This is a genomic window from Paenibacillus sp. Y916 (assembly GCF_056786435.1).
On the sequence record NZ_JBXCJA010000006.1, the window covers coordinates 222806 to 237495 of the forward strand.

The following is a 14690-nucleotide window of genomic DNA, read 5'->3' on the forward strand; positions in this document are numbered from 1 at the left end:
TAGACTACCTTTAATGGGACGTAAGTGGACCCGGATTGTTACTCCTTGTGAAAAATAGGAATATCCCCTATAAACGAACTCATGAAATTGATGCCGGGACTTCAACAATAAGTATCTCTGGAGGCAGCAACAGTAGCACCGAAGGAATTCCTTACAAAGACGCAACAACTACTACACCTATGGCATCAAGTTCAGGCAGTACTTCAACTACACCCAATATAGATGTGTCAGGAGGTATAATTTCTTACCCAATAGGATTTAATACATCTACAGCAGAAGATGATATGAAAAAAGAATCTCTGACTCTTATAAAATTGTATGCAGAATCTCTACGTACAGGGGATACTTCTGGTTTTGAAAGTTATGTAAATACTAAAGTTAAAGATTCGAAAGGTGTACGTGATTATACGCTAGCTGGTAGAACTCATTCAATCGATAAGTACAGAAAACTTATTAAAGACACGAGATTTGTTGATGCAACTGATATACTGGCATATGCAAAGGCATTACCTCAGGTGAATTTAGTTGATATTGTGACTGAGGAAACTCGTTTGGGTGAGTCCATTCTAGCACTTACTTATTATTACCAACCTGATGGCTACACTAAAGGTGTACTTGTGCAGATACATTTCGCCAATGTGGATGGCATTTATTATTTCGAAAGACTTAACTTTTGGTAAAGTTAGAATTACACATTACATACATAGGGTTACAGGCATCAAGAGTACAGTTGAAATTCAAATGAAATATTGGTAAATATCAAACCCAATTTCAATTACTGAAATTGGGTTTTTACATTAACGACACACTAATATAAAATCTTTTTCGTTTTTGGAAAATGGCTTTTATGGTTTTATAAAAATGAATCTGGTTGGTGGGATTTCAAACTAAATTGTTCATCTCACTAATGAGGAGAATAGATTTATCTCATGTTTAATGTTCTCTAATCCGGGACCATCACTTTTCGCTCCATTACTCCACCATTTATATTGGTCAAGTAGATACTCAGGAATTATTTTCATTCCAATATTCCATGCATTATGTTCATATTTTTCAGTCAAGTCGTAGTACGATGTGAAAAGGTCTTGAAGTTCTCTAACTTTTCTTTTAGATAATTTCCCTTCTCTTAACTTTAATTTTTCTATGTTTATTTTGTCTCCCATAGAAAAATACTCTTCTATATTTGTTTTTAACTCCGGATCATTGTAATGTCCGACCTCATGAGCAAGTAGGATCTTCAATGCATCGGAGGGTTTAATTTTACTAATAACAAGAGAGCGTGATAAATGCGTGTATACATCTAAAGGGTAGCATATGAAGTCTATCGCGATAGGATCATACGCAATGATAGTTGTAGACTTTTCATATGAGATACGAATTGAGTCAGGAGCATCATAACTTTTTAGTATGGAAGAAATTTCTTGAATCATCCATTTTTCATCAAACTCTAGAACAATATTGACCTGCTTCTGAGTTAAGATGTGAAATTCAGAGAGTAATTTTTCGTTTTCGTAGTCATAAATGAAAACTTGTACGATTGATCTGGGCAAGTCTTTTCGTGTAGTTGCAAAAACATCCTTTGAATCAACATCTTTAGGTAATAGATCAGAAAAGTCTTGATTCGGTTGAACGTGAGATATTAAAAAGCCGTAGTGTTCAATGTTTAAACTTTGATTCATAAAAGAACAAACAGGTTTTTCAGCTAACTTCACTACATATTCATCTGTAACATATGACTTAGACTCTATGCCATATAATTCAGAAATCATATTCATCAACTCTTTTATCATAGTAATACCTCCATAACATAGATTTTAGTATAATTATGGACAAAACAGTATTATTTATACTTATTATCACGAATAAATTAATTGTATTTGGAGATGGAGATTTTTTTACTACAATTTCCCTTCTTATTTTGTAAGGATTGATATATGGTAGGGTTGATTTATGGTATAAGAAAATCAAGTATTAATCTAAATATTTTCCAACAGCGACATTACGCCATTCTTTCGGCTGATAAGGAAGTAAAAGGGCCCGCTTCATCAGGGGATGCATCATTCTGAAACTAAATTTTCATACCTATTTCAAACCTAACGATTTTGTAATCGGACATTTGTGACTTTTCACTAAAACACTTCTCAACCAATATCAGTAATGGTATAATTTACTCAATTGAATACTATTGATGAAGGAAGTACCTTCTAACCTTGGCGTAAGCCATGTTGTTAGAAGGTGCTTCTTTTTTTGATTAAATATGATCAATATTTAACATCTTAGATTTCTATGAAGTACAGGAAGTATAAAGTCAAAGTCTTTTCTAACTAATCTTTTCGCTTTAAAAATAGACCATCACGATCGAGTGGTTGAATCTATTAAATATCAAATGGTAAGGAGGGAAGTGTAGTATTTATTTCTTAATCTTGAAATCGTATAAGTTGAACATGTTTATATTTCATTATATTGTCGGTAGTTAATTATATATACTGACACCAGGAGGGAAAAATAAATGTCTGTTTGTTCGAGAATAACATCACCAATTAAAAAAGCAAGCTTGGTTTTACTAATGTCTTCAATAGTAATATCGGGGATATCGATATATCCACAAAAAGGCTCAGCAGCTGGCGCACCACCGACTTTTACAGGAGTTTATCAAACTGGTAATCATGTCAAATTGGAATGGGCTACAGAGATGGCTGATTCAGATGTGATGTATAAAACAGGATTTGAGGCAGGAGAGGAGAGACCTGATTTAAATTATCAAGGTATTGGTAACCAAGCATTTACCAATGTACCAGGGCAAGGTACTGTTATACAGGTAAATAACAATATTAATAATCAGGGAAATATCATAGATGACTGGGGTACAAATGTAGGAGTATCTATGTCAACATTCAATGGTAAAAGTGTACCCAGCAATTCTACAATAAGCTTTAACTTTAAAGCCAGAGCAATAGGTGGTTCCACTAACTTCCTTAACTTCTATATGGATGGTGGTTGGACTAGACACGGATTACCTTTATTAGACTATAGCGGTAAAGTTGTGTTATACAACAGTTATGTAAATTGGGGTCAACATACCAAATACATACCAGTAAAAACAGCTGATGGATCTCCAGTAAATATAGATGATAATCACATAATCGTATTCACTTCCGCAAAAACTGATAATCATAGCTTTGGAGTATTGCATTACAGGTTTGAAAAAGCAAACCAAAGATTTGTAAAACACTATGATGGAACAGAATTACCATGGGGTAGTTCTAGTCCAGTAAAACCATGGACCACCCCTATAGTTCATGAGATCTTTAATGTAGGTGACCAAGTCCTAGCACTTGGTGGAGTTAACTACTCTATTCCAACAAGAAATATCACTACAGATGGAGCATGGAGAACTGTAAGTGCTAATACATTTATAGCTCCACACCCAGATTTTGACCCTCTAGATAGGGGGTTATGGCCTAGACTGCAATGGCAATCTGATGGTATTGTGCAAGTTGATGAAATAAAGATTGGGTATGCTACTGAAACAGAAGTATTCAGAGATAATACTTCTATCTATCGTGGATACCTCTCAGATTACGCGGATACAGTAGCAGTAGATAAAGCAAAACCTACAGCACCTTCAACGTTAAATGTGGGTGTAGGCGTAGGGCGTAAGCCTGTGATTACATGGAGCCCCTCAACGGATGCTGGAACAACATATAATTACCAAGTAAAGGGTTATCCAAAGAATACATCTGAGACGGCTCTATCCGCAATTAAACCAGTAATAGTTACGTCTGGTGTTTGGGGCTATAGTGTAGTAATTGACGATAAACCAGACACTGTTCCACCTGCAACAATAACAACAACTGAAACGAATTATACTGGATCAAGTTCGATAAACGGTAACTTTTTCGTACACGTTGCTGCTATAGATCATCAAGGGAATGTATCGGGTGTTTCTCATGCGAGTTATACGGATACGATTAAACCGGAGTTAACGTTAAATTCGACTGAGACAATATGGACAAAGGATCCAATTCAAATAACTGCCACAGCAAACGATAACGAAACAGGTATAAAGAGGATTCAATTACCAAACGGAGTGTGGGAAACGAAAAACCCAGTAACTTACACGGTAAATCAAAATGGAACCTATACGTTTGTAGCAGAAGATAATGCAGGGCTTCAGACTCAATTAAGTGCGGTTATCACTAAAATCGATACCGAGAAACCAACGATCTCATTTACTCCTTCAGGTCGTTCCTGGTCATCAAATGATATTGAAGTAGAGATTCAATATGAAGATCTCCTTTCCGGTTTGGATCCGAATCAACGTCTTTACAAAGTGACCAACAGTGCTACGCCTCCGATTAGTTGGGACGCAGCAACAACCGATAAAAAAACCGTTCAAATAACAAATGAGGGCGGTTGGTATATCCATGCTAAAGCAACCGATCAAGTCGGAAACAGTTTTCAGGCGGTAACTAGCGTTCTACAGTTACAGCATCAACCGGAGGTCCCTACACTACAACTTAACGGTACGGATCAGACAACAACGCATTTAGTATGGTCACTACCTAGTGGATCAACCTTAGCCGATGGATACAGCTATGTGATTCAAAACACTACAACTGGTCAGAGCTGGGGAGTGAATTATCCAACTAACACGTTTACAGACAGCTCATTAGTTGGCGGTAGAGCATATCAATATCAAGTAAAAGCTAAGAATCATGTAGGAGAAAGTACATTTAGCAATATAGTAGATGTTCTCACTCTTCCAGATGCACCGACTGATATCAAAGTTGAAAAAGATGGACGTTTGGCAGATCTAGCGCTAGTAACGATCACTCCGGTGGAATCGGCAACTAGTTACCGAATTACAGCAACGAATAATGGGACGGGACAAGAAGTATTCAATCAGACTGTGACAGAAACGGTATACCAACCTATTATTAATCTTGAACCAGGAACCGTTTATAACATTGCCGTATCTGCATTAAACGGAACAGGGGAAGGGCAGACAACACAGCGTGGATATTTAAGCCTTCCAGATGTACCCGGTGGATTCTCAAGTATACTAATCGATGAAAATACAGTCGATCTACAATGGAATACCGTCACTACTGCTACCTATTACGAATTAGATCGAGATCTGAGAAACATATACGGTGGACAAAATACCGTGTTTAAAGATCTAGGACTTGAATCTGGAACGGCATATGATTATCGGGTATCAGGGGAAAATGGAACCGGATTTGGTGACTATGCACTCTTAAATGGAATTTGGACCTTGCCAGCATCCGTTAGTGTTCTAGATAGTGTTTATACCTCAACAGATCAAATCAAATTATCATGGCCATCTGTAATTGGTTCTGAAGGTTATATCTTAACTGTTGATGGCCAACAGAATATATTGATCCCTCAAGGGGAAACGGAATATACCGTAAACGGATTAAATCCTGGGACAATATATGATTTTGGGATTCGTCCTATAAACCGAAGTGGCATGGGTAGGGTTAAGAACTTGATCACAACAACTCTTCCAGATGTAGCAACTAATTTACATGTAATAAATATTGGAGAGCAAAGTGTTACGATTAAATTTAATGCCGTTTTAGGAGCGACGAAATATCAAATAACACTAGATGGTAAAATGTATGAAATTGCAGACACAGAATTACAAGTTGTGGGATTAATCGGTGGTAAAAAATATGACTATAGTGTATCTGCAGGAAATATGGCCGGAAATGGTGGGATGACGAATGGCGAACTTCTTACATTGCCATATGCACCAACTGTAGAACTAGTAGATGTTACGGCAGAATCATTTACAGTGTCATGGGATCCGGTTGATAGTGCTACGGAGTATGCTATAACTGATCTGACAGGAAATGAATTAGATGTAGTACAAGGAACAAGGTACACGAGAATTGGAATATCACCAGGTGATGTTTCTACTATATTTGTAGCAGCGCGTAACATAAATGGTGAAGGATCCAAGACGATATTTAATCAACAGACCCTTCCAAACTCAGGTAATACAACCGTAAGCACCCCTATAACTACAGACAATCAAGTGGAATTTTCGTGGGATGCTGTACCTGGTGCCGAAGGATACAAGATAATTGATGGTAATGGGAACGTAATTACTAATACAAGCGACAATACGATTAAAATAGGTGATTTGGACAGCTCAAAACAATATCAAAATTGGGTAGTCATTCCGTACAATTCAGTGGGTGATTCAGAAGGAATTCATATCCCTACGTTCGAAACTATGCCAAGTAACGATTTCGTTGTAACAGTAAGTGCTGATAAGGAAAAAGAACTTACATTTACAATTGAATCGGAACTCAAAAATGAAATCTTTGTGATAGGGCATAAGGAAAAAGAAATATATCGGGGACCAGATAAACAATTCTCCCTAACTGGATTGAAGGATGATACGGTATATACATTCAATGTTCATGCTGAAAATGGAAAAAGAGAAAAGTCGGAAGAAAAAGTAATTATAGGTAGGACAAAATATGTAGCACCCGCACTAACACCTACAAACACTTCAAGTGGTGGCGGATATTCTGGCAATATCAATGGCCAAGAGAATTCAATCAAGGATAATATTACCGTCGATATTTTAGATGGAAATGGTTATTTAAACACAATTGTTTTTGATGATATTGAGAATAACTTTGCTAAAAATGAAATCTTGTCTCTGTATGAGAAAGGGATCGTAAAAGGGATTTCATCTACTGAATTTGCACCACAAAGACCTATTACACGAATGGAATTTGTAGCTATGATTGTTCGTGCATTAAAACTTGAATCTAATGAACAAATAGATCTTAAGTTTAAAGATACTAATGCCAACGCCTGGTATTTACCAGAGTTAAATATAGCGATAAGTAAGGGTGTGGCCCAAGGATTTAGTGATACTGAATTCCGACCAAATGGCTACATCACAAGAGAACAAGCAAGTAAAATGCTCGGAAATGTATTATATGGTGGGTTTATACCAGAAGGAAATGTGGTATTTATCGATAAAGATACAATATCCACTTGGGCTAAAGATGAAGTTACAGCATTGGCAATAAAAAATCTTGTCAATGGATATACAGATGGATCCTTCCGTCCAAAGTCCAATCTCACTCGAGCAGAAAGTGCTGCAGTAATCTATCGGACAATAGAGATAATCAAATAATTGATCAGATGTATACTTATATACTTATAAGTTGCATTAAAATCAGATTTCTGTTCAGAAAGATAATTGTATAAATCAATCATTTCAATACAGTAATAATTATACTTATTGTAAAGAATAAATTAAGTGTATTCGGAGACTGACTTCTATTTACTTATGAGTATAGTACTATTATAATAAGTTTAATTGCATACCGGAACGGGGGAGCACCTCGCATATAGGCTAACGCCTGTGTACGAGGTGCTTTTTTTTTCTACTCGCCGAAGCGGGATGCAATAAATGTCGTTGTTCCTTGAAAATAATATAAGGAGGATATAAAGCTATGTTTTCAAGAAAGTTAGTAAACAGGCAGCTGAAAGTCGCCCTTTGCACGATATTTGTTATTTCCATGTTACCGAAATCTTTGTTTCCAAATTTGGACACCTCCTATTAAAATATCAATCTAATTCTATCTTTTATGAAAGAATACGTACTAAATACGAAACCCCGAAACTTATAAAGATACATTGACCTACTCCAAAACTAAATCCAGTCGATATCCGTAAGAAGTTACTTTCTCTCCATTTCCATTTCTGTGTGAACCCATCTACAAGTAAGGGGAAACAGCAGATTATACCAATAAAAAATGCAAACTGAAACATTATAAATAGGCTCTGTTATACGTCATTGTTGTTTTTGCTCATTGAGCTAACGGGCAGGATAATTCAATAGCATATTAGGCTTTTATGGTAGGATTAAAGAGTAAGATAAGATAAGTTAATGTCGTCGTTTTTAGAATGAACAGTATGAAACTATTAAAGGAGAGTCCTAAAATGAAAAAGAAAATGAACTATTTAATCTTACTTTTAACGATCATCTTTGTGGTTGCTTGTACCAATGTAGAAGATACATCCAATACAGATGTAGAAACAGATTCACAAAAAGTAGTAGCCACAGTTGAAACAAATAAAAATTATGAAAAAGAAGAAACTGTCACTACGGTTGTTGACGAACCAGTTGTAGTGGAAACGCCGAGTGTTCCTGTTGTGGAGGAAATACAATCCCCACCAAATAACGAACAGTTTCCAGGATACAAGCTTATCGAGGTTGATGGTGGTGATTTTTCTGGGCATCGCGAACCTAACATTGTTGTTGACGTTGGTTATGGGGAGCGTGAATATTGGGCATTTACGAATGAATACGGGCAACTAGTGCGTGTCATTACTACCGAAATTATTCTGCAAGACGACCGTAATGAAACTGTATTATCGTCTGGCAGATACTACGCAGACGAGGCAAAGGTTCCTGGTGTCGAAAGTGACGTTCTAGATGAAGGACATGTCATTGCTGATTCTCTCGGAGGTGTATCGAATGCGTATAATATTACCCCGCAGGACAGTACACTCAATCGACATGGTGATCAAGCTTATATGGAAGATGCGATACGCAAAGCAGGTGGAGCAACTGATTTTGAAGCGATTATCACATATCCGAATACAAAAACCCAAATCCCCTCAAGTTATCAGTATACCTATACTTTAAAGGGTAATGTGATCATCGATAAATTCGACAATGTGAATCCTGATGAAGTAAACGCATCACTTGGTTTAACAGGCAGTGAACCTTCTGATTCAACTAGTTCAAATACAAACGGTGATATATCCAGTGTTGATACAAACGGTAATGGACAGGTGACGATTAAAGAAGCTAAAGCAGCAGGTTATAGTATGCCAATAACGAGTGATCACTGGTTATACCCATATATGCACGATGCTGATAAGGACGGTATGGTAGGTGAGTAAGCCCCAAGAAGTCTAGGGCAAAATAAATGAACGAAAGAACATTTTCCTCGTTGGAAGATTTATTAAGTTCAGCGGAAACCGCTAACCTAACGGGCAGTTTAATTGAAGAAGAAAACGAATAATGCGTATTTGAAGCAAATTATGAAGTAAAGGAGATGTTTAAATGGCTGGTAATAACGTGAAAGTAATTAAATATAGTGGACTTTCAAATAGTAAATTGAAGTATCCTGTAGCTCAAACTGTTATTGGAACGATTATTAAAGGTAATGGCCCGTACTTACGTGTTAAAACAGAATTAGGAAATATTATTGAGATTACTAAGAGTAAAGTGTTTGATGTGAAGGATAAATGATATGAAAGAAGCGGTGACCTGTTTACGTAGTTTATAAAGACCACAATTGACGTTTATGTAATAAGTAGAATAACAAATATACAAATAATTTAGAGGATCCCTTAGTAAGGGATCCCTTTTTCAATAAACAAATTAATTAAGATGGTCCCTTGGTAGGGTTGATATGCTTTGAATCTTATTAAGTAATTCAGTAATTTTTGTGGAATGCTCTTCGGATAAATTTGATATTTTAGTTTGAAAAGCAGATCTTTCTTGAAAGAGAAGTTCCATTGCTTCCATCTCTTTTTCCTTGTTTAAAACTTCTAATGCTCGATCGCTCTCTTTTTTCATTCTAACTGCAGCATCTTCTGAATTTTTCAGTTGACGTTCGAGTTCTTTATTTTTCTCTTCTAACTGGCGATGAAGTTCCTTATACTTCTCTACTTGTTCAGCCAGCTGATGTTGAAGATCTCGTTCTACTATTTGTAGGTCGTTAATTTGTGTATTTGCTGTTATTTGAACTTCCTGAAGTTCTTGTTTGATTTGTGTTACTAATTCCTGGGTATGAAGAAGTTCTTTAATCCTCAATTCCAGACCCAAAACCTTCTCATTGGTTAGTTGAATAATATCATTTAAAGCGGTAGATGTTTGTTCTAGCTGATCTGTCTTAATCCGAAGCGAATCATTTGCTTTATAAGAAGAAATAAGCTCTTCTTCTTTTGCAGTCAACTTTTTTTGCGATTTGGACAAGTCGAACTGTAAGCCTTGAATTTCTTTCTCTAACCGACTGACTTCCTCAGATTTTGAGCTTCTTAAATCATCGAGCGAATCTTCTCCTTTTTCTCTCATTCGGATATAAACACTTATTAACCGATTCAAATATTTTTGTAGTTCTTTAAAATCTTCACTAAATTCTGGATTTGTCTTTTGAAGATCGTGTAGCTTTGATATCTGAAGTAAATCCGAGATAAATGTATCGTCTGTGATACCTGCAGCACCTTTCATCTCCTCATACATCGAACGAGTAGCAGGGGATAGGCGCATTCCTTTCGTTTTCCCTAGAAATTCACTTTTTTCATTATCTATCAATTGTTCATCGCTCATTGTGTTACCTCCAATGTTAACATTAAAATGCTTATATATATGGGTGTTAACATGTTAACATTCATATATAAGATAACTATATCATAAAAATATGGTATAAAGTAGTGGCTATTCACTATGGAAAGGTGGTATAATTAGGATAATTCTAACTTCCGATAATTTAAAGGTATCGGAAGTTAGAATGTCATGATAGTTTCATAGAAAAAGAGGGAGAGAGGGTGTGGGATAGCGATTGTTTGAGAACAAAGAGAGGATGATAGGGTTGGAACGTTGATTATCACGTTGTCAGCATTCCCATATAAAGCGATGAGTGTTTAAAGTGGAATGGATTGCAATTTAACAAAAATCAGTAATTCATCATTAATTGATGATTAATAGGAGTATTTAGTATAATTCAATTGCAGTGCTTTATTAGTCACTATATGGAATGAAAGTAGTATGAAGTAAATACATCAAACATATATCAAATAATTACAATGTGGGAAAATTGATACTAACTATATATTATCCAGGTAGATTTAGAGTGAACATGAAAATATCATCAAATTAAAGATTATACGTATTCCACACGACATATAGGTTTACATAATAAACATTATGATATATTGAAATTTTCGGATACTTTAATAGAATTTAATTAGGAGGTGTAAAGTTGATACCAGCGCCTGTATGGATTTTAATAACTTATTTTTTTGTATATTCAGGTGGAGTGTTTAAAAAAAGATGGTGTCATTAGAGAAACTCATATAGCTACGTTCATAAGAAAGGTGATGAAATAATGGCTGGAGGAAAAGTCGGTGTCCCAACAAATACTGTGGTGAGAGCTACGACCGCAAAACAAAAAGCAGATCAAAATAAGCGTTATGCTGCGAACAGAAAATCTAGACAAAGAAACCTGAGATTAGCCAATTCCCTTTATGGTGCGTTGACTTATAAATGTTCTAATCCAAAGTGTTTCAATAAAATTAGGGTTAAGGAAGTAATGGAAGAGAGACGTATTCTATGTAAATGTAACGAAGGATTCTTCACCAATCTCATAAAAGATGATAGGGAAAAGTTAACTGGGTCGAAAGATTACCCAACTAAAGACACTGGTAACACTAACAAAAAGAAAAAACAGTAAGTTGTAAAAAGATCAAACCAATACCAAGTCAAACAGGAAATTTTAGTGTTGACAATACAGGTTGAATGGAAAGTTGTTGACTAATCTTAATGTACAGTTCGAAGATTTATTACATTTAAGACACAAACTGTACAACAGTAAAAGGGCGGTAAAGATGCGCTATAGACGAACTTTTTTGGATGAATACGTAGAACTGGCAGGTAATGACCCTGATGCTCCTTTTGGTGGGGATTTTCGGGAAGAGGTCGGGGAATTTGTGATTGAATATATCGCAGAACATGGTAAGTCACCATCAAATAAAGAGATTATTGAAAATTGTATCTCTGAAGATGAGCAAATCAGGCTTGAAGCGTCATTAACACTAGAATAGTGCAGTAGAAAGGAGAGGACATTATTAAGCTCTATCAAATAGAAACTTACGACACCGAAGAAATTATTAAGCTTAAAAAGGATATAGAAAAGGCTTCAGCACAGCAAGATAGGCTTGCTGAAAAATATAAATGCGTTAATCAGTATGTAAAACTACAACAAGATATTAGTCTCCTGTTAATGGAAATTGAACGGTTACATGAAGAAGAATAATGTACATTACGAAGATTTAGAGTCGAAGAAGGCACATTATGTGAAGAGTAGTGGTGTCGCAGTACGAAGATGATGTCCAGTAGACACAAAAAGCGACATGAGAGGAGAACCTATGGAGAAGTCGAAAACCGTCTGGCAATTGCCAGTTAAGCAAAGCAATATAACAGATCATGATTGGGTACATCCTCGTGCAAATTATCACGCATTTGAGAATAATAAAAGTTTGTGCGGTAAATACAGTCAAGACACTAGCTTTTTTGAGACTGACATGCCCGATGGAACGGACAAAAAGCATATGTGTAAGTCATGTCTAAAACATTTGAAGCTAAGTGAAGTTACTGCATAGTTCGAAGATGATGTATAGTAACCAATTTCAAAAAGGGGGAAGTTACATTTATGCTACAAAATACAAGAATTGCTATAGTTCTTGGATTCAACCTTCAGAGAAAACATCAAACATATATCGATTAATTATCATGTGGTAAAATTGATACTAGCAACTACAAATTCCCAATGACTGTCGTTTGTGAAAATCCGATAAATTGTCCGAATACGTATTAGCAAGACTGTATTATATGCATAATGAGAACAAAAATCAGTGAAGGATGGTGGAACGTTTATGAAGATGAATATTATTAATACGATCTTATGTTGGAGTATAATGCTTATAAAGTTTTCGCACACGATTATTACATTTAATTCTACGAATCATAGGTTTCTTAATATAATTTTAACATTCGTTTTGATAATTGTAGCAATTTATCAAAGCATCATGACGACCAGAGCGTGGAAGATATATAGATTAATTCAAGATCTTAAAGTGATACAAGCAGGAATTAAGGATGAGAAAGGTGAGGGATAAATTCAAAGACAATTAATCAAAATATCATCTGATCTGACCATAAATTGCTTCAATTAAATTCTCGAATATTGATAAAGTGGCTCTTGAAAGGACGTGAAAAAGATTAAAATGAACTGCACATGTTTAGATAAGAATGAAAATTGGTCATTTGACACTCAACTTGCTTGCTGGTATGTCATTCGCATCTGTTTGAAATGTGAATACTACTGGGAAGGTCCGGATCATTCCAAAACAGATATAGGAGTTCTTCCTTCGTTTGGTATTATTAATCATCAGATCGAAGGAGGTAATGTAGAATTACTTCGGGCTCGGAATGGTGAGTTTAAAATATATTGTTACGATGAATTTGGTCAATACGGATTGCCAGTATATTTCGACGATGTTGATGACATTTTTAATTTTTGCGAACTGAACAAGAATTCACATAAGAAAATAAAGGTAATTACATCTGACGACAGTGTAGTCATATCAGTGTTGGATGGAAAGTATATATTTCCGTTAGAGTGGCAGAATTTCAATAATTAGAATACGTAACTTCTAATTAAACTGAATAAAATCTAGTTTGAAGTCGAAGGGAGATTAGTAAATGGTAGAAACAAATGTTCTTTTAACATTTAATAATTTTGATTTTTAAAACTACGTTTTTCCAATGATTGTCGTGTATGATCATCCGATAGATTGCCCGACTATGTTTGTAGCAAGACTGTTTGATTCAAATATGTGTACTGAATTCGCCATCGTAGCTGATAGTTTACATCTACTAAATGAAAATATACCTCCGACCTTTGTTAGATTGGATCGTAATATTACAGATGATCCTGTAATTGTTGAAGTATGGATATAATTCAAAGATCTTAAATAGAGGTTTAGAAGATTTACGCAGTAATATACCTTCGAGCTAGTTGGCATTGTTACTGCAATTGTTGGAATTGTTGGTATGACCTTCTTAAAACAACCTTTGTATAATATTGCAGTTGTAATGGCAGTTATCATGTTTTTTGTTGGAGGCTTCAAATACTCTTTTTCAAAGGATAAATAGGTTAGTTTGTTGCTATCATGTATGGTATGAATCAAATTAACAAAATGAATAGATCCAGAATTGAAAGAATATTAAGTTGTATAAAGAGGGGGATATAATTGAAAACATTTGATGAGTTAACTATTGAAGAAAAAGTGAAATTGAGTACTGGAACTGCAACTTTTTTAATAATGATGCTAGTTACTCTTGTTTATATTATTTTTCTAAGTATATTTCAAGTGGATTTTACTCGTTCATTACTTCTTATAACGTCATTTACTATTGTCATATTGGTGATTTCATTAAATGTTATAGTGGGTCGGTATTATGAAAAAAAATATAGAATGAACACCGAATGAATATTAAGTTGTATGAAGGAGGTATAAATGTGGAACGCAAAATGTTCTGTAAGCTATACTTTTTGTTATTTCTAGTGTGGATCATATCCTCTATAAGTGCATTCTATTTTATGAGAATATTGTATGCAATAGGATTTTCTTTTTTAATAATTAGTGGGTTATCATTCATATCTATAATTCTATTAATTTTAGGATATTGGTATGAAAAATTAAAATATAAAAGATCACCGTCTGAATATTAAATTGTGTGGAGTTGAGTGATTTGGAAATTCATCATTGTGAAAAATTGAATGAATCAATAAAAGAATTACAAGGAGCAGAGAAGGTCGAGATTTATTCTCTGG

Annotated in this window: 13 protein-coding genes; 10 read left to right on the forward strand and 3 right to left on the reverse strand. The window is 35.1% G+C overall.

Going from position 1 to position 14690, the window contains the following annotated elements; translation table 11 throughout:
• Window positions 1-35: 35 nt before the first annotated feature.
• Window positions 36-680, forward strand: a complete 645-nt coding sequence (locus tag AC1TO9_RS15225) for a hypothetical protein (protein WP_482059712.1) — start codon at window positions 36-38, stop codon at window positions 678-680.
• Between the two features lie 216 nt (window positions 681-896).
• On the opposite strand, the gene AC1TO9_RS15230 is transcribed toward AC1TO9_RS15225, so the two are convergent.
• The gene (locus AC1TO9_RS15230) at window positions 897-1790 is read right to left on the reverse strand and encodes a hypothetical protein (RefSeq protein WP_482059713.1); all 894 of its coding nucleotides are present in this window, start codon (window positions 1788-1790) and stop codon (window positions 897-899) included.
• A gap of 776 nt (window positions 1791-2566) precedes the next feature.
• On the opposite strand from AC1TO9_RS15230, the gene AC1TO9_RS15235 reads away from it, so the two are divergent.
• Window positions 2567-7186 (forward strand): S-layer homology domain-containing protein, encoded by a 4620-nt coding sequence (locus AC1TO9_RS15235; protein ID WP_482059714.1) that lies wholly within the window; start codon window positions 2567-2569, stop codon window positions 7184-7186.
• A gap of 455 nt (window positions 7187-7641) precedes the next feature.
• On the opposite strand, the gene AC1TO9_RS15240 is transcribed toward AC1TO9_RS15235, so the two are convergent.
• Window positions 7642-7827, reverse strand: coding sequence for a DUF2085 domain-containing protein (locus AC1TO9_RS15240; protein ID WP_482059715.1), 186 nt, complete (start codon window positions 7825-7827; stop codon window positions 7642-7644).
• 171 nt (window positions 7828-7998) lie between these two features.
• Here AC1TO9_RS15240 and AC1TO9_RS15245 point away from each other — a divergent pair, with 171 nt between their 5' ends.
• The gene (locus AC1TO9_RS15245) at window positions 7999-8967 is read left to right on the forward strand and encodes a DNA/RNA non-specific endonuclease (RefSeq protein WP_482059716.1); all 969 of its coding nucleotides are present in this window, start codon (window positions 7999-8001) and stop codon (window positions 8965-8967) included.
• A 163-nt stretch (window positions 8968-9130) separates the two neighbouring features.
• Window positions 9131-9319 (forward strand): hypothetical protein, encoded by a 189-nt coding sequence (locus AC1TO9_RS15250; RefSeq protein ID WP_482059717.1) that lies wholly within the window; start codon window positions 9131-9133, stop codon window positions 9317-9319.
• Between the two features lie 132 nt (window positions 9320-9451).
• On the opposite strand, the gene AC1TO9_RS15255 is transcribed toward AC1TO9_RS15250, so the two are convergent.
• The gene (locus tag AC1TO9_RS15255) at window positions 9452-10402 is read right to left on the reverse strand and encodes a histone-lysine N-methyltransferase, H3 lysine-79 (RefSeq protein ID WP_482059718.1); all 951 of its coding nucleotides are present in this window, start codon (window positions 10400-10402) and stop codon (window positions 9452-9454) included.
• A 778-nt stretch (window positions 10403-11180) separates the two neighbouring features.
• On the opposite strand from AC1TO9_RS15255, the gene AC1TO9_RS15260 reads away from it, so the two are divergent.
• From AC1TO9_RS15260 to AC1TO9_RS15285, 6 genes are all read left to right on the forward strand, one after another.
• On the forward strand, window positions 11181-11525 hold the full coding sequence (locus AC1TO9_RS15260; RefSeq protein WP_482059719.1) for a hypothetical protein: 345 nt from the start codon (window positions 11181-11183) through the stop codon (window positions 11523-11525).
• Window positions 11526-11700: 175 nt separating this feature from the next.
• Window positions 11701-11895, forward strand: a complete 195-nt coding sequence (locus AC1TO9_RS15265; protein WP_482059720.1) for a hypothetical protein — start codon at window positions 11701-11703, stop codon at window positions 11893-11895.
• A 324-nt stretch (window positions 11896-12219) separates the two neighbouring features.
• Window positions 12220-12453, forward strand: coding sequence for a hypothetical protein (locus AC1TO9_RS15270; protein ID WP_482059721.1), 234 nt, complete (start codon window positions 12220-12222; stop codon window positions 12451-12453).
• A gap of 609 nt (window positions 12454-13062) precedes the next feature.
• Window positions 13063-13494: a hypothetical protein gene (locus AC1TO9_RS15275; RefSeq protein ID WP_482059722.1), complete on the forward strand. Its 432-nt coding sequence runs from the start codon at window positions 13063-13065 to the stop codon at window positions 13492-13494.
• 163 nt (window positions 13495-13657) lie between these two features.
• A complete protein-coding gene (locus AC1TO9_RS15280) occupies window positions 13658-13813 on the forward strand; it encodes a hypothetical protein (RefSeq protein ID WP_482059723.1) in 156 nt (51 codons plus the stop codon).
• 293 nt (window positions 13814-14106) lie between these two features.
• A complete protein-coding gene (locus AC1TO9_RS15285) occupies window positions 14107-14346 on the forward strand; it encodes a hypothetical protein (RefSeq protein ID WP_482059724.1) in 240 nt (79 codons plus the stop codon).
• Window positions 14347-14690: the final 344 nt, after the last annotated feature.